The following is a 14924-nucleotide window of genomic DNA, read 5'->3' as shown; positions in this document are numbered from 1 at the left end:
AAATGCCGTTGGTCCAGCTTCGAGAGATGATCGGCGGGCCCGCACCGGTGCCCGCGTTCAACGTGATCCAGGTCGAGCACGCCGAGGCGATCGCCGCCGCGGCGCAGGAGACAGGCGCTTCCGTGGTGCTGCAGATCAGCGAGAACGCCGTGCGCTACCACGGTTCTCTGCGTCCGATCGGTGCCGCCGCGCTGTCGGTCGCCGCCTCCGCGTCCACCCCGATCGCGGTGCACCTCGACCACGCGACGTCCGAGGACCTCGTGCACGAGGCCGTGCGGATCGGGTTCGGGTCGGTGATGTTCGACGCCTCCGCGTGTCCGCACGACGAGAACGTCGCCCGCACCGCCGAAGTCGTGCGCCGCTGCCACGAGGCCGATGTCGGCGTCGAGGCGGAACTCGGTGAGATCGGCGGCAAGGACGGCGTGCACGCACCGGGCGTGCGCACCGACCCGGACGACGCCGCCGCGTACGTGGCCGCGACCGGAGTGGACTTCCTCGCCGTCGCGGTCGGTTCGTCGCACGCCATGCTGACCCGTGACGCCGAGCTCGACTTCGAGCTGATCGCGTTGCTGCACAGGGCCGTCCCGGTGCCGCTGGTGCTGCACGGGTCCTCCGGTGTCGCCGACGAGAGCCTCGCGGCCGCCGTGCGCTCCGGGATGTGGAAGATCAACATCGCCACGCAGCTCAACAAGCACTTCACCGCGAGCGTGCGGACCGTGCTCGACGACCACCCGACGCTCGTCGACCCCCGGCGCTACCTCGGCGCCGGACGTGAGGCCATGTCCGCCGAGGTCGCTCGGCTCATCCGGGTACTGGAAGGCTGATCAATGTTCACCATCGCGTTCGTGGGCGCGGGTTCCGTCGAGTTCACCCGCCAGCTCCTCCGCGACCTCCTGACGTTCCCGGAACTCGCCGACTGTTCGATCTCGCTGCACGACATCGACCCGGAACGGCTGGAGGTCGCGGCGGCACTGGCCCGGCTGGCCGGCGGAGCGCACATCCGCACCTCGCTGTCGCGCCGAGAAGCGTTGGAGGGCGCGGACGTCGTCGTCAACATGGTCGCGATCGGCGGCCACGCGGCGACGTTGCGGGACTTCGACGTGCCGGAGTCGTTCGGCCTGCGGCAGACCATCGGGGACACGCTCGGCATCGGCGGGATCTTCCGCGGCCTGCGCACCTTCCCGTTCCTCGACGGGCTCGCCGCCGACATGCTCGCGGTGTGCCCGGACGCGTGGTTGCTGAACTACACCAACCCGATGGCGATGAACATCCAGTACCTCGCGACCGTCGCCCCGCGGTTGAAGGCGGTCGGCCTGTGCCACTCGGTGTACTGGACGATCCACGACCTGAGCGCACTGGTCGGGGTTCCGCACCAGGAGGTCGACTTCCTGTCCGCGGGCGTGAACCACCAGGCGTGGATCCTGCGGTGGCAGCACGAGGGCCGCGACCTCTACCCGGCGCTCGACGCCGCCATCGAGGCCGACCCGGAACTGGCCCGCAGGGTGCGCGTCGACCTGTACCGCAGACTCGGCCGCTACCCGACCGAGACCAGCGAGCACTCCTCCGAGTACGTGCCGTGGTACCTGAAGCATCAGTCCGAAGTGGAGCGACTGCGCATCCCGATCCGCAACTACGCGACCATCAGCGCCGAGAACGTCGCCACGTACGAGAAGACCAGGGACGCACTGGCCGCGGGGGAGTCGTTGCCTCCGCTGGCCGACGACGCCGTCGAGTATGCGCCGCAGGTGATTCACAGCCTGGTCACCGGTCGGCAGCGCACGATCCAGGTGAACGTCGCGAACCGCGGCCTGATCTCCAACCTGCCGCAGGGCGCCGCCGTGGAGGTGCCCGCCACCCTCGACCGCCTCGGCGTGCACCCGCACCGCGTCGGCGATCTGCCCCGCCAGCTGGCCGCCGTGAACCGGAGCTTCCTCAACGTGGTCGACCTGACCGTGGCCGCGGCCGTTGAGGGCAATCCGGACCACGTCCGGCACGCCGCGTTGTGCGATCCGGCGACCGCCGCGGCCCTCACCGTCGACCAGATCAGCGACCTCGTCACCGCGATGACGGCCGCGCACGGAGACCTGCTGCCCACTGCCCTGCGAGGTGCCTGATGCTGGACCTGCTGGTCGTGGGTGACGCGAACCCGGACGTGCTGGTCTTCGGTGCTCCGGGCACTCCCGCGTACGGTCAGGCGGAGACCCTGGTGGAGCAAGGGGTTCTCGCGCTCGGAGGCTCGGCGGCCATCGTCGCGCACGGCGCCGCCCGGCTCGGACTGGCCGTCGGTCTCGCGGCGATGGTCGGCCGGGACGCGGCGGGTGATTTCGTGCTGGACGAGCTGAAGTCCGCGGGCGTCGACATCAGCGCGTGCGTCCGCCACCCGGACCTGCCGACGGCGTTGACCGTCTGCCTCAACCGGGCGGGCGGGGACCGCGCGATCCTGACGGCGCAGGGATGCCTGGCGGCGTTCGGGCCCGAGCACCTCCCCGAGGTCGCGGCCCGGCACGTGCACTCGGCGTCGTACTTCCTGCAGCCTCGTCTCGCGGCTGGTCTGCCCGAGGTGTTCCGGGCAGCTCGCGGTTCCGGTGCCACGACCTCGCTCGACACGAACGACGACCCGTCGGGCGGCTGGGCGTTGCACCCGGATCTGTTGGCGCAGTGCACCTTCGTGCTGCCCAACCGGGCCGAGGCGGTCGCGCTGACCGGTGCCTCCGACCCGCTACCGGTGCTCGCGGACGCCGGACCCGTACCGGTCGTCAAGGCGGGCGCGGACGGTTGTGTCGCTTTGCAAGGGCCGGAACGGATCAGCGTGCGTCTGGCCGCCGTGGAGCCGGTGGACACGGTCGGCGCCGGTGACTCGTTCGACGCGGGTTTCCTCGCGGGCTGGCTGACCGAGCGGGATCTCCGCGCCGCCATGGCACTCGGCGCCGCCGCCGGAGCGTTGTCGACGCGCGGGGCCGGGGGAGTGGCTGCGCAACCCACCCTCGTCGAAGCAGCGGCACTCGCGCGGAACGTCGAGATAACGAGCACGCAAAGTGCGTGAATAAGCCGCAATAGGTGCCAAATCGAGCACGATTCATGCGTTATAGTGATCGGATGCGTCAAGAGCAGCGTCTTGCTGCGATCCTGGGCAAGCTCGCGGACGCGGGCTCGGTGAGCGTGACCGGGCTCGCGGAAGACCTGGACACGTCCGTCGCCTCGATCCGCCGCGACCTCCAGTCGCTGGAAGAGCAGAAGCTGCTCAAACGCACCCACGGCGGCGCGGTCGCGGTCGAGGTCATCTACGAGCTGCCGCTGCGCTACCGGGTCGGCCGTCGCGAGGAGAAGCGCCAGATCGCCGAGGCGGCCGCGCGGTTCGTGACCGAGTCCGTCCACTCGGTCGGCCTCAACGGCGGCACGACGACCACCGAACTCGCGCGCCTGCTCGCGGTCTCCAGGCCGTTGAAGGTCGTGACGAACGCGCTCAACATCGCCTCGGACCTGTGCCCGCGCCCGTTGATCGACCTGGTGGTCACCGGCGGCGGCGTGCGCCCGGAGAGCTACGAGCTGGTGGGCCCGCTCGCTGACCGCGCCCTCGCCGGCATCAGCCTGGACCTGGTCTTCCTCGGCGTCGACGGCATCGACGCCCGCACCGGCATCGCCACCCACGACGAGGTCGAGGCGCAGACGGACAACTGCCTGCTGCGCACCGCCGGCAAGGTGGTCGTGCTCGCGGACGGGTCGAAGGTCGGCAAGCGCGCGTTCTCCCGCATCGCCGCCATCTCCGACGTGCACGTGCTGATCACCGACTCCTCCGCGCCCGCGGAGGAGCTGGACCGGTTGCGGGCGGCGGGAGTCGAGGTCGTCGTCGCTTAGGAGCTCGAACCCGTGAAGTCCTGTGCTCCCAGCACGTTCAGCAACGCCAGCGCCTCGGCGTCACGAGATCCGGGCGGCGCGCTGTAGAGCACGAGGTGCTGGTCGCTGTCCGTGAGCGCGAGCGAGTCGCAGTCGACGGTGATCTCTCCGACGAGCGGGTGCCGGAAGGTCTTCGTGAGCACCGTTTCCCCTTGCACGTCGTGCCGCTCCCACAGCCGCGCGAACTCCGGACTGCCCTCGCGCAGTTCGTCCACGAGCCCGGACACCACGGGATCGGTCGGATAGCGCGCGAGAGTCGTCCGCAGCTGCATGACGACGTGATGCCGGAACTCGGCGGCGTCCGAAACCCCGTACAGCCCTTGCGGCCCCAGGAACGCGCGGCGCGCGAGGTTGCGGTCCTGCGGCGCGAGTTCGCGGAAGTCCTCCATCAACGCGGCCATCAGGTCGTTGCACGCGAGCACCTCGAACGCCGCCGACACGACGAACCCGGCAGTCTGCGGAAGCCGGTCCAGCAGCGCGAGAATGCTGGGCCGGACATCACGCCGATGCCTCCCGGTACGACTCGGCGCCGTGCCCGCGAGCACGTGGAGGTGGTCGGACTCGGTGTCCGTGAGCCGCAGCGCGCTCGCCAGCCCGGCGAGCACCTCGGCCGACGGACGCGGCGCCCGGCCCTGTTCGAGACGGACGTAGTACTCGGTCGAGATGTGCGCGAGAACGGCCACTTCCTCGCGGCGCAGACCGGAAGTCCGGCGGCGTGGCCCCGCGGGCAGGCCGACGTCCTCCGGCCGGAGACGCTCACGCCGGCTTCGCAGGAACGCGCCGAGCTGCTGCTTGTCCATACTCCGAGTATCCGCGCCGGGTGGTGGCTCAGCCTGGTACAGCCTGTGCCTGTCTCCGCCTCCTGGCGGGGCCGAAGCTGGTGTCATGAACAACAACGGACTTCTCACCGGCAAGGTCGTGCTCGTCACCGGCGCCAGCCGAGGCATCGGCGAGGCCGCCGCCAGGCTCTTCTCCCGGGAAGGCGCGGCCGTCGTGCTGGCCGCCCGCGGCACCGACGCCCTGACCCGCGTCGTCACCGAGATCCGCGCGGAAGGCGGCACCGCCGACGCGATCACGATGGACCTCGCCGACCGCGCGAGCATCCGTTCCGCCGTCGACGAGATCGAGAAGCTGCACGGACGACTCGACGGCGCCTTCAACAACGGCGCGGTCGTCCAGCAGCCCGGCCCGCTCGACACGACCACCGACGACGAGATCGACGAGCAGTTCGCGGTGAACTTCCGCGGCCACTGGACCGCCATGACCGCCGAAGCAGCTCTCATGCGGCGCAGCGGCGGAGGCGCGATCGTGAACACCTCCAGCATCGGCAGCCGCCGCGCGAACCCGGTGCTGCCCGCCTACGGCGCCATGAAGCGCGCACTCAACAGCCTCACCGAGAGCGCCGCCGTGACGTGGGGCAAGGAGGGCATCCGGGTCAACGGCATCACCCCCGGCGGCACCGCGACGGCGATGATCGACGAGTGGGAGGCGGCCACCCCCGGTGTCACCGCGCACATCACCGCGACGAGCCCCGCCGGTCGCATGGCCGAACCGCACGAGGTCGCCGAGGTGGCGGCCTGGCTGCTCAGCGACAGGGCGTCGATGGTGAACGGCGCGATCGTGCCGGTCGACGGCGGCGCGGGCGCCTGACCGTCACGAAATCGGGCGGCACCGGTTCTGCCGGTGCCGCCCGATTTCGCTCTGCAGGGTCGATCAGGTGCTTGCGTCGATGACGAACCACTGCTCGGCGTGCACTTCCGCGTGGCCGTCGGCCTCGGCGTACACGTCGATCGTCTCCTGCGTCCAGGTGCTGAATGCCCTGGTCTCGACCGTCAGCTTCGGCCAGGCCCGCCGGTCAGCGATCGCCTGGTCCTGAGTTGACCTTCGAGGGCGCCTTCCACACACGTCGCTGCCCTCCCCTCCATCCTCCGATCGGAGGATGGAGGGTCCTACCGCGTCCGCGGTGATCCCCGCCCGCGTGGTCGATCCGGCGCGCCGCCGCGGGCAGCAGGCTTTCGCACATGGTCATCATCGAGTTCGCCAGGGGAGCCGTTGCCCTGTGACTCCACACCTCGACGTCATCAGCACTTCACGTCCGGCACGCATCTCCTACATCGACAACCTTCGCGTCTTCCTGACCCTCCTGGTGGTCGCGCACCACTCCGCGGTTCCCCACAGCAGTCTCGACGCCTGGCCGAAGTGGCAACCGTCCGCCTCGTCGCCCGGGTCGGGACCGCTGGACCTGCTGCTCGTGGTCAACCAGACGTTCTTCATGGGGTTCTTCTTCCTGCTGTCCGGATATTTCGCACCCGGCGCGGTCGACCGAAGAGGGCCGCGCGACTTCGCGGTCGAACGTCTGAAGCGGCTCGGGATTCCCTTCCTCGGGTTCGTCGTGCTGCTGCGTCCGCTCTTCGTTCTGCCGGACTACGTCAACCTTCCGGCCGCGACCCGGCCGTCCTTCGCGGTCCACTACTTCACAACCTGGGAGGTGGGGCCCGCCTGGTTCCTCGAACTGCTGCTGATCTTCTCTCTCGCATACGCACTGTCGCGGTACCTGCGCGCGGCCGCGGAGCCGGCGCGGTCACGACCGTTGCGGCGGCGGGACGTGCTCGCCTTCGTGCTGGTTCTCAGCGCGGTCACCTACGCCTGGCGGATCTTCGTCCCTCACGGCACCAAGGAGCAGGTGCTCGGACTGCCCACCCCCGCCTACATGCCGCAGTACGTGCTGCTCTTCGCCGTCGGCATCGCGGCGTACCGCCACCACTGGCTCGCGACGCCGCCGCGGAGGTCCGGCTGGTTCGGCGTGCTCCTGGTGGTGGTGTCACTCGTGCCGCTGGCGCTGGGCGGCTACCGCGGCTTCGGGACGTCCGGTGCCCTCGCCGGCCACGACCTCGTCCACCTGGCTCTGGCCCTGTCGGAGTCGCTGTTCGCGGTCGGCGTCATCCTGGTCCTGCTCCGCGCGTTCGCACGCTTCGCCGCCGGCACGTCGCGGTTCCGCCGCTACCTCGCCGACAACGCCTTCGCCGTCTACCTCGTGCACGCGCCGCTCATCGTCGGCGTCGAGGCGGCGTTGCTGCGACTCGACGCCGCACCCGTGCCGAAGTTCCTGCTGACGCTGGTGATCGCCGCGGTCGGGAGCTGGGCGATCTCGGGCGCTCTGCGCCGCGTGCCTGCCGTACGGGCAACGCTGTAGCCGGGCGCGGGCGTGCGATCATGCAGGTCGTGGGTGTAGAGGCCGAGTTGCGCGAGGAGTTCGACCGCTGGGAGCGCAAGGAGTCCGCGGTCCTGAAGGTCCTCCCGTACCCGTTGCTGGCGATCAGCGTCGTGTTCGCTCTGCTGCAGCCGCTCTGGGACGCGCCGGTGCACCTTCCAGGGGTGCTCGGGCTCGCGGCCGTGCTCACGGCGTGGGTCATGTGGTTCCACACGTTCCACCCGGAGCTGCACGGCAACATCCTGCTGATGGGCCTCTACTACGCGGGGCTCGTGGCGTTGACCGCCTGCCTGGTGCTGCTCACGCCCTGGTTCGGCTTTTTCGCCTTCATCGGCTACGTGCACGCCTTCCAGTACCTGAAGGGCCGGTGGCGCTACGTCGGCGTGGCCGTCACGTCCGCGGTCTCGGCGGTCTCCTACGTGGGCGGATCGGACAACATCACGGCTGACGAGTGGTGGACCTGGCCTGCCGTCAGCGCGCTCACCACGGTGATGGCCACGGTGGCCTTCTACGCCGACGTGATGTCCGACCGGCGCAACCACGGGCAGAAGCGGGCGCTGGCCGAGCTGCACAAGGCCAACGCCGAGCTGGAGACCGCACTGGCGGAGAACGCGGGCCTGCACGCTCAGTTGCTGGTGCGTGCCCGCGAGGCCGGCGTGCTCGACGAGCGGCAGCGGATGGCGCGGGAGATCCACGACACCCTCGCCCAGGGCCTGGCCGGCATCCTGACCCAGCTCCAGGCCGCCGAGCAGGCCCTGGACGAACCGGCGGTGTCGCGCCGGCACGTGGCGAACGCGATGGACCTGGCCCGCGACAGCCTCACCGAGGCCCGCCGGACGGTGCTCGCGGTGGGACCGTCCGCGCTGGCGGACGCCCGCCTCCCGGACGCGATCGGCGACGTGGCCAAGCGCTGGTCGGAGGTGCACCACGTCGAGGCGGTGCTGACCACGACCGGCGACGCCCGGCCCATGCACACCGACGTCGAGGTGGCACTCCTGCGGACCGCGCAGGAGGCTCTCGCCAACGTCGCCAAGCACGCACGAGCCGGTCGGGTCGCCCTGACCCTGTCGTACATGGAGGACCTGGTGACGCTCGACGTGCTGGACGACGGAGTGGGTTTCCTGCCCGACGCCAAGCGCCCCGGCAGCTCCGCGGACGGGGGCTTCGGCCTCGCCGGCATGCGGCAGCGGGTGCAGCGTCTCGCGGGGCGGCTGGACGTCGAGTCCGAGCCGGGTGAAGGCACCGCGATCACGGTGACGGTGCCCGCGATCCCCGTCGGGAGCGAGAGTTGATCTCACTGCTGATCGTCGACGACCACCCCGTGGTGCGCGACGGACTGAGAGGCATGTTCGGTGCCGATCCGCGCTTCGAGGTGGTCGGCGAAGCCGGTGACGGCGCGGAGGCGGTCACGGTCGCGGAGCGCCTCCGCCCCGACGTGATCCTCATGGACCTGCGGATGCCCGGAACCGACGGCGTCGCCGCCATCAGGGAGCTGGCGAAGCGCGGGGTGCCGTCACGGGTGCTGGTGCTCACCACGTACGACACGGACAGCCACGTGCTGCCGGCCATCGAAGCCGGCGCCACCGGCTACCTGCTCAAGGAGGCACCGAGGGAGGAGCTCGTCCGCGCGGTGGAGGCCGCGGCACGCGGACAGGCGGTGCTCTCACCCGCCGTCGCGACCAGACTCCTGGGACAGGTGCGCAAACCAGCCCCGGCGCCGCTGTCCCAGCGCGAGCTGGAGGTGCTGACGCTGATCGCCCAGGGCTCGACGAACCGCGAGGCGGCGAAGCGGCTCTACATCAGCGAGACGACGGTCAAGACGCACCTGCTGCACGTCTACGCGAAGCTGGGCGTCAACGACCGGGCAGCCGCCGTGGCCGCCGCGTTCTCCCGCGGCTACCTGAAGTCTCAGGACTGACGACCGATCATGGGCAATGCTGAGCAGGGGGTCACATGAGTGCGGGAATGATCTCGTTGGCCGTGCTCAACGGCGTCGTCTCCCTGGTGTCCACCGGGTTCGCGATCGTGGCGGTTGTCCGGCCGTCGGCCCTGAGTCACGAGAGCACACCGACCACGGGCGAGCGCTTCTACGCGTGGATGTACGCGGTCAGGGGAGTGCCGCTGGGACTCCTCGTCTGCGTGGTGCCGTTCCTCGCGTCCGGAACGGTCAGCGCACTGGTGCTGATCACCGCCGCGGTCGTCCAGGCCGGGGACGCCGCCATCGGCGCAAGTCGGCGCGAGGCCCGCATGACCGTGGCTCCTGCTCTTGCCAGTGTCATCCACGTGATCACTGCGATCGCGGTCGCGGCGCCGTAGGCGAAGTGCCGTGAGAGGACGACACGAGCAGCCAACCGTGCCGTCGCGGGTACGACCGTCGCCGAACGCAGGGCGGTTCAGGCGGTCGCACCGAAGAGCGCTGACAACCGGTTCAGCGAGCGCTCCATCGCCGCCTTGTTGCGCCGGGGAACGGGCGACAGGTCGAGCAGCAGCGGAAGACGCGCGGTGGACCAGTCGAACGTCTCCGTCACCTCGGTGGTGCCGTCGCTCAGCGGCGTGAGCCGCCAGCGCCAGCGGTGGCCGTTGAAGTGGCGCCACGCGATCAGCCGGTTCTCCTCGAACTCGACCACGACGTTCTCGATGCGATACGCGAGACCGATCTTCATGTCCATGCCGAACGTGCTGCCGAGCGCGAGTCGGTCCGGGGCGTCTGGTCGCGGAGCACGGACCGAGCCGGACCCGTCGATCATCGGATGCCTCGACGGGTCGGCCAGCACGTCGAAGATCTGTTCGGCGGGCGCGGGCACGGTTGCGACAACGGAAATGCTTCTCTTCGGCACCTTCCCAGCCAATCACCGGAAGCAGAGCCGTGCATGACGACCGGATCGACGGGCGTCCGTAATGAGCAGGCGGCGCACCACCTGGGTGGCGTCGCGGCCGACGCCTCGCAGGGTCGCCGACGAGAGACTGCGTTGCCATTCCACTCCCACGAAGCCAAGGCCTGGATGGTGGCGGGACACGCCGCGGTCGTGCTCGGTGCCGAGTGCGCGAAGGTACGGCAGGTCGGGGCGGTATCCGGTGGCGAGGATGAGAGCGTCGACGTGGTCGCGCTGCTCATCTGGCCAGATGACCTTCGAGTCCTCCAGGGCGGTGAACATCTGCCGTCGCTCTGGGCGGTTCTGGTCGAGGGCGGCGCGGTAGATGCCGGTGTCCAGGACTGGAGTGGTGAAGCCGTCGGGCAGCCAAGGGCCGATCGGGAGGTGGTCGAGGCGGGTGCGGTCGAGCCAGAAGTGCAGGTCGCGTCCGAACGGGCGTTGGGCGGAGAACTTCACCGGCTTGCGGGTCGCGAGGGTGACGTGGGTGTGCTCGGCGAGCTCTGCCGCGATCTGGACCGCGGAGTTGCCGGCACCGACCACGACGACCCGCTGGTCGTGGAACGGCTCGGGTGAGCGGTACTGCGCGGCGTGCAGGACGGTGCCGGGGAAGTCGTCGAGGCCGGGCACGGCTGGTCGGTGCGGGTTGCCGAAGCCGCCGGTGGCGGCGATGACGATCGGTGTGGTGAAGCTGGTGCCGTCAGTCGTGGTGACTCGGAAGCCGTTGTCGCGCACCACCTCTGCGACGCGCTGTCCGGTGCGGATGCCAGTGTCGAGTTGTGCGGCGTAGGCGCGGAGATAGTCGACGACTTCGTCGCGATGCGGGTAGCGCTCAGGATCTCCGCCGAACGGCATCCCCGGCAGGGCGCTGTACCTGGCTGGAGAGAACAAGGTCAGGCTGTCGTAGTAGTGCGGCCACGAGCCGACGGGCTCGTCGCCGGCTTCTAGTACGAGCGGTCGCAGGCCTTGTGCGACGAGGGCGTGGGCGGCAGCGAGGCCGGACTGGCCGGCGCCGATCACGATGGCGTCGTGGCTGTTCATGGGCACCTCGAAGTAGCCGTCGCCGAGCACGGCGACGGATGAGTGGTCGGTTGGGTGTTAGTTGGCTGTGCGGCGTTCGAGGAAGACGGTGTCGCGCCACACGCCGTGGTGCTGCGCGATGCGTTCGCGGACGCCGAGGGTGCGGAAACCCGCGGAGTGGTGCAAGGCGAGGCTCGCGCGGTTCTCGGGGAAGATCGAGGTCTGCAACGTCCACAGGCCAGCGTCGTCTGCGGCGTTGACCTGCTTGTGCACCAAGGCCTTGCCGACACCTCGGCCACGGAAGTCCGCGCCGACGTAGACGGACGTCTCGGCGACGCCGGAGTAGCAGTCCCGTGTGGACACCGCGGTGGCGGCGGCCCAGCCCGCGACCTGGCCGTCGACCTCGGCGACCCAGCGGTGGTCCGGGAGCCACTTGGCGTCGAGTGCTCTGCGCAGGGGCACTTCGGTTTCGAAGGTCGCGTCGCCGGTGGCGATGCCTTCTCCGTAGATGCGGCGCACGGCGGTCCAGTCCGTGATCTCCAGCGGGCGCACCAGGACGTCTGCCGGGAGGTTGTCCGGGCAGCACGGGCGTGGTGCGAGCACGCCCATGACGACGTCGGCGGCGTGGGGGAGACCGGTGCAGCACGACGGGTTGACGCTGATGTGTGTGGCGGTGCCTTCCTTGTGCTGGCGCAGGAAACCGACCTCGACCAGTTTGCGCACGTGGTGCGAGCAGGTGGACTGGCTGATGCCGAGCAGCTCCGTCAGCTCGCCGACGGTCATCGAGCGGCCCGCGGTGGCGACGGCGTGCAGCAGGCGCACGCGGGTCGGTTCGGCGAGGCACGCGAACCAGTCCGCGTAGGTCGCGGCGGTGTCGGCAGGCAGCACGGCCGGGGCGGCCGCTGTGGTCGTCATGGCTGAAGTATCGACGCAAATCGATGGTTGCGTCAATCGATCCGGGTCGATAGAGTCCGCCGTGTTGATTTGAAGTTCGTCGATACAAGGGGTGTGCGGTGAGCGAGTTGCCAGTCGTCGTGGTGGGTGCCGGACCTGCGGGTTTGTCCGCGGCGGCGAACTTGGTCGAACGGGGCGAGCGGGTGCTCGTGCTGGAGGCGGGCGATCGTGCCGGTGCGGCTGTGTCGCAGTGGAACTACGTGCGGCTGTTCTCGCAGTGGAGCGAACTGGTCGACCCGGCGGCCGAGCGGCTGCTGAAGGAGACCGGCTGGGTGCGGCCGGACGGTGACGCCTACCCCAGCGGAGGGGAGTGGGCGGAGCAGTACCTGCGACCGCTGGCCGAGGTGCTGGGTCGCCGGGTGCGGTTCGGTGCGCGCGTCGTGGGTGTGGCGCGGCGTGGGCGGGACCGGATCGTGGACGCCGGGCGCGAGGACGAGCCGCTGACGGTGCACGTGGAGACGGCGACGGGGGAGGAGCGGATCTCGGCTCGCGCGGTGATCGACGCCTCCGGCACTTACGGCTCGCCGAACCCGCTGGGTGGAGACGGCCTTCCGGCGGTGGGGGAGAAGGCAGCGGCCGCGCAGATCACCTATCGGGTGCCGGACCTCGTGGCCGAGCGTGCTCGCTACGCGGGCAAGCGGATCGCGGTCGCCGGTAGCGGGCACTCGGCGCTGACCGCGTTGGTGGTGCTGGCGGAACTCGCCGAGCAGGAGCCCGATACGAAGATCGTGTGGCTGTTGCGCCGTGGAGCCGTCGGCAACGCGTTCGGTGGCGGGGAGGCCGACCAGTTGCCGGCGCGCGGTGCGTTGGGGTTGCGTGCCAGGAAGGCTGTGGAAGCCGGCCGCATCGAGACCGCCACCGGGTTCCGCACGGCGGCGATCGACCGTGCGGCGGACGGCAGCCTCACGCTGGAGTCGTTCGACGGTCACAAGGTCGAGGGCATCGACGAGATCGTGGTGCTGACCGGGTTCCGGCCGGATCTGTCGTGGCTGTCGGAGGTTCGGCTCGACCTGGATCCGGTGCTGCAGGCGCCGACGAAGCTCGCGCCGCTGATCGACCCGAACGTCCACTCGTGCGGCACCGTGTACCCGCATGGTGAGAACGAGCTGCGCCACCCCGAGCCGGGTGTTTACCTGGTGGGCATGAAGAGCTACGGCCGTGCGCCGACCTTCCTGTCGCTGACGGGCTACGAGCAGGCGCGGTCCGTTGTGGCCGCGATCTCCGGTGACCACGAGGCGGCCGGTCGCGTCGAGCTCGTGCTGCCCGAGACCGGGGTGTGCGGCGGAGCCGGTGTGTTCGACGCGCCTGAGGAGCAGAAGAGCGAGGGTGGCTGCTGCGGCTCGCCGGAGGACAGCGAGTTGACGATCGGACTCACTGCCGGTGCACGCTGAAACAACGACGCGGCCCGGCGTTGACGGCGGGCTGCGTCGTGTGCTGATCGTGTTGTGCAGCACCGAGATCATCAGCTGGGGGATTCTGTACTACGCGTTCCCCGTGCTGCTGCCGACGATCGGCGCGCGGACGGGGTGGTCGTTGGCCGCGATCACCGCGGGTTTCTCGGCGAGTCAGATCGTGGCAGGGCTTGTCGGCGTGCCGGTGGGCAAGCTGCTCGATCGTCGTGGTCCTCGCGCCATCATGACCACCGGTTCGATCATCGCGGTCCCCGCGCTCGTCATGGTGGCCACCGCGCAGTCGTTGGCGTGGTTCACGGCGGCATGGTTGCTGATCGGTGTCGCGATGGCCGGGGTGTTCTACGCTCCCGCTTTTGCCGCGCTCACCCGCTGGTTCGGGGCGAGGCGGGTGTCGGCGCTGACCGCGCTCACGTTGGTGGCGGGGCTGGCCAGCACGGTGTTCGCGCCGCTGACGGCCGTGCTGAACACGCATCTGGACTGGCGCGGAACGTACCTGGTGCTGGCCGGAATCCTGGCTGTCACCACGGTTCCGCTGCATCTGTTCGGCTTGCGACTGCCGTGGCCGGAGATCGAGCACGAGGCGGAGCATCAACCGTCCGCGGTCGCGCGGAGCAGGCCCTTCGTCGTGCTGACGGTGGCGATGAGCCTGGCGGCGTTCAGCGTCTACGCGGTCGTGGTCAACCTCGTGCCGCTGCTGACCGAACGCGGAATGTCGACGTCGGCCGCCGCGGTGGCCCTGGGCCTCGGTGGGGTGGGCCAGGTCCTCGGGCGGCTGGGGTACGCCAGGTTGACCGCGAAGACTTCGGTGCGCACAAGAACAGCGCTGATCTTGCTGGCGAGCGCCGTCATCACCGCGTTGCTGGGCGTGGTGCCCGGTCCGGCCTTGTTGCTGATCGCCGGTTCGGTGCTCGCAGGCGTCACACGCGGGATCTTCACACTGGTGCAGGCGACGGCGATCACCGACCGCTGGGGAACGGTCCACTACGGACAGTTGAGCGGACTGCTTGCGGTGCCGGTGATGCTGACCGCGGCGATCGCACCGTGGGCGGGCAGTGCCATGGCGTCGTGGCTCGGCGGCTATCCGGCGGTGTTCGTCGTGCTGGGCGCGATCGGGGTGCTGGCGGCCGCGTTGTCGACCGCCAGCGTTCCGCGTTAGTCGAGCAGTTCGGCGACCAGACCGCGCACTCGGCGGTCGATGTCGTCGCGGATCGGACGGACGGAGTCGACGCCCTGGCCCGCAGGGTCCTCGAGTTCCCAGTCGAGGTAGCGCTTGCCCGGGAACACTGGGCAGGTGTCGCCGCAGCCCATCGTGATCACGACGTCGGACGCCTCGACGTCCTCGGTCGTGAGCTTCGAGGGCACCTCGGCGGTGATGTCCAGGCCCCATTCGGCGAGCGCCTCGGCGGCGGCCGGGTTGACCTTCTCGGCCGGGGCCGAGCCGGCGGAGCGGACCGCGATCCTGCCCATGCCGTAGTGCTGCAGCAACGCGGCGGCCATCTGGGAGCGGCCCGCGTTGTGCACGCAGACGAACAGCACCTCGGGGGTCTTGGACACGGTCATCTC

General features: G+C 70.1%; 17 protein-coding genes. 11 read left to right on the top strand and 6 right to left on the bottom strand.

What is annotated here, in order from left to right:
* Positions 1–2 precede the first annotated feature (2 nt).
* From SK854_RS00665 to SK854_RS00650, 4 genes are read left to right on the top strand one after another with little or no spacing between them, the layout of a single operon-like run.
* Positions 3–824, top strand: a complete 822-nt coding sequence (locus SK854_RS00665) for a class II fructose-bisphosphate aldolase (protein WP_319972962.1) — start codon at positions 3–5, stop codon at positions 822–824.
* A 3-nt stretch (positions 825–827) separates the two neighbouring features.
* On the top strand, positions 828–2114 hold the full coding sequence (gene melA, locus SK854_RS00660) for an alpha-glucosidase/alpha-galactosidase (protein WP_319972961.1): 1287 nt from the start codon (positions 828–830) through the stop codon (positions 2112–2114).
* Positions 2114–3043, top strand: coding sequence for a carbohydrate kinase family protein (locus tag SK854_RS00655; protein ID WP_319972960.1), 930 nt, complete (start codon positions 2114–2116; stop codon positions 3041–3043). The genes melA and SK854_RS00655 overlap by 1 nt, the downstream gene beginning before the upstream one ends.
* A 53-nt stretch (positions 3044–3096) precedes the next feature.
* Entirely contained in the window at positions 3097–3855 is a 759-nt protein-coding gene (locus SK854_RS00650) for a DeoR/GlpR family DNA-binding transcription regulator (RefSeq protein ID WP_319972959.1), read from the top strand.
* Here SK854_RS00650 and SK854_RS00645 read toward each other — a convergent pair.
* Positions 3852–4694 (bottom strand): helix-turn-helix transcriptional regulator, encoded by an 843-nt coding sequence (locus SK854_RS00645; protein ID WP_319972958.1) that lies wholly within the window; start codon positions 4692–4694, stop codon positions 3852–3854. The two genes, SK854_RS00650 and SK854_RS00645, sit on opposite strands and share 4 nt — an antisense overlap.
* 85 nt (positions 4695–4779) lie before the next feature.
* On the opposite strand from SK854_RS00645, the gene SK854_RS00640 reads away from it, so the two are divergent.
* Positions 4780–5544, top strand: a complete 765-nt coding sequence (locus SK854_RS00640; protein ID WP_319972957.1) for an SDR family NAD(P)-dependent oxidoreductase — start codon at positions 4780–4782, stop codon at positions 5542–5544.
* 63 nt (positions 5545–5607) lie between these two features.
* On the opposite strand, the gene SK854_RS00635 is transcribed toward SK854_RS00640, so the two are convergent.
* Entirely contained in the window at positions 5608–5799 is a 192-nt protein-coding gene (locus tag SK854_RS00635) for a hypothetical protein (RefSeq protein WP_319972956.1), read from the bottom strand.
* Positions 5800–5953: 154 nt separating this feature from the next.
* Here SK854_RS00635 and SK854_RS00630 point away from each other — a divergent pair, with 154 nt between their 5' ends.
* The 4 genes from SK854_RS00630 to SK854_RS00615 are packed head-to-tail and all read left to right on the top strand — an operon-like array spanning position 5954 to position 9421.
* A complete protein-coding gene (locus SK854_RS00630; RefSeq protein WP_319972955.1) occupies positions 5954–7087 on the top strand; it encodes an acyltransferase family protein in 1134 nt (377 codons plus the stop codon).
* Between the two features lie 29 nt (positions 7088–7116).
* Positions 7117–8397: a sensor histidine kinase gene (locus SK854_RS00625; RefSeq protein ID WP_319972954.1), complete on the top strand. Its 1281-nt coding sequence runs from the start codon at positions 7117–7119 to the stop codon at positions 8395–8397.
* Positions 8394–9023: a response regulator transcription factor gene (locus SK854_RS00620; RefSeq protein ID WP_319972953.1), complete on the top strand. Its 630-nt coding sequence runs from the start codon at positions 8394–8396 to the stop codon at positions 9021–9023. The genes SK854_RS00625 and SK854_RS00620 overlap by 4 nt, the downstream gene beginning before the upstream one ends.
* Before the next feature lie 35 nt (positions 9024–9058).
* Positions 9059–9421 carry a hypothetical protein gene (locus tag SK854_RS00615; protein ID WP_319972952.1) on the top strand — a complete coding sequence of 121 codons (363 nt, stop codon included), beginning with the start codon at positions 9059–9061 and terminating at the stop codon, positions 9419–9421.
* A gap of 77 nt (positions 9422–9498) precedes the next feature.
* On the opposite strand, the gene SK854_RS00610 is transcribed toward SK854_RS00615, so the two are convergent.
* From SK854_RS00610 to SK854_RS00600, 3 genes are read right to left on the bottom strand one after another with little or no spacing between them, the layout of a single operon-like run.
* Positions 9499–9942, bottom strand: a complete 444-nt coding sequence (locus SK854_RS00610; RefSeq protein WP_319972951.1) for an SRPBCC family protein — start codon at positions 9940–9942, stop codon at positions 9499–9501.
* Positions 9943–9954: 12 nt separating this feature from the next.
* Entirely contained in the window at positions 9955–11016 is a 1062-nt protein-coding gene (locus SK854_RS00605) for a flavin-containing monooxygenase (RefSeq protein ID WP_319972950.1), read from the bottom strand.
* A gap of 57 nt (positions 11017–11073) precedes the next feature.
* Complete coding sequence (locus SK854_RS00600) at positions 11074–11910, bottom strand: helix-turn-helix domain-containing GNAT family N-acetyltransferase (protein ID WP_319972949.1); 837 nt, start codon at positions 11908–11910, stop codon at positions 11074–11076.
* Positions 11911–12008: 98 nt separating this feature from the next.
* On the opposite strand from SK854_RS00600, the gene SK854_RS00595 reads away from it, so the two are divergent.
* Both SK854_RS00595 and SK854_RS00590 read left to right on the top strand, forming a co-directional pair.
* Positions 12009–13340: an FAD-dependent oxidoreductase gene (locus SK854_RS00595; RefSeq protein WP_319972948.1), complete on the top strand. Its 1332-nt coding sequence runs from the start codon at positions 12009–12011 to the stop codon at positions 13338–13340.
* Positions 13330–14517: an MFS transporter gene (locus SK854_RS00590; protein WP_319972947.1), complete on the top strand. Its 1188-nt coding sequence runs from the start codon at positions 13330–13332 to the stop codon at positions 14515–14517. The genes SK854_RS00595 and SK854_RS00590 overlap by 11 nt, the downstream gene beginning before the upstream one ends.
* Here the strand turns inward: SK854_RS00590 and SK854_RS00585 are convergent.
* Positions 14514–14915 carry an arsenate-mycothiol transferase ArsC gene (locus tag SK854_RS00585; protein ID WP_030476180.1) on the bottom strand — a complete coding sequence of 134 codons (402 nt, stop codon included), beginning with the start codon at positions 14913–14915 and terminating at the stop codon, positions 14514–14516. The two genes, SK854_RS00590 and SK854_RS00585, sit on opposite strands and share 4 nt — an antisense overlap.
* Between the last annotated feature and the right edge of the window lie 9 nt (positions 14916–14924).

This window comes from Lentzea sokolovensis (assembly GCF_033949975.1).
In the GTDB taxonomy this organism is placed as follows: domain Bacteria; phylum Actinomycetota; class Actinomycetes; order Mycobacteriales; family Pseudonocardiaceae; genus Lentzea; species Lentzea sokolovensis.
Note: the sequence above shows the minus strand (reverse complement) of the source record. Positions and strands in the feature narration are given on the sequence as shown.

Coding starts and splice junctions, on each gene's coding strand:
- SK854_RS00615 (WP_319972952.1), top strand. CDS start 9,059: ATGAGTGCGGGAATGATCTCGTTGGCCGTGCTCAACGGCGTCGTCTCC.
- SK854_RS00640 (WP_319972957.1), top strand. CDS start 4,780: ATGAACAACAACGGACTTCTCACCGGCAAGGTCGTGCTCGTCACCGGC.
- melA (WP_319972961.1), top strand. CDS start 828: ATGTTCACCATCGCGTTCGTGGGCGCGGGTTCCGTCGAGTTCACCCGC.
- SK854_RS00600 (WP_319972949.1), bottom strand. CDS start 11,910: ATGACGACCACAGCGGCCGCCCCGGCCGTGCTGCCTGCCGACACCGCC.
- SK854_RS00650 (WP_319972959.1), top strand. CDS start 3,097: ATGCGTCAAGAGCAGCGTCTTGCTGCGATCCTGGGCAAGCTCGCGGAC.
- SK854_RS00645 (WP_319972958.1), bottom strand. CDS start 4,694: ATGGACAAGCAGCAGCTCGGCGCGTTCCTGCGAAGCCGGCGTGAGCGT.
- SK854_RS00655 (WP_319972960.1), top strand. CDS start 2,114: ATGCTGGACCTGCTGGTCGTGGGTGACGCGAACCCGGACGTGCTGGTC.
- SK854_RS00605 (WP_319972950.1), bottom strand. CDS start 11,016: ATGAACAGCCACGACGCCATCGTGATCGGCGCCGGCCAGTCCGGCCTC.
- SK854_RS00665 (WP_319972962.1), top strand. CDS start 3: ATGCCGTTGGTCCAGCTTCGAGAGATGATCGGCGGGCCCGCACCGGTG.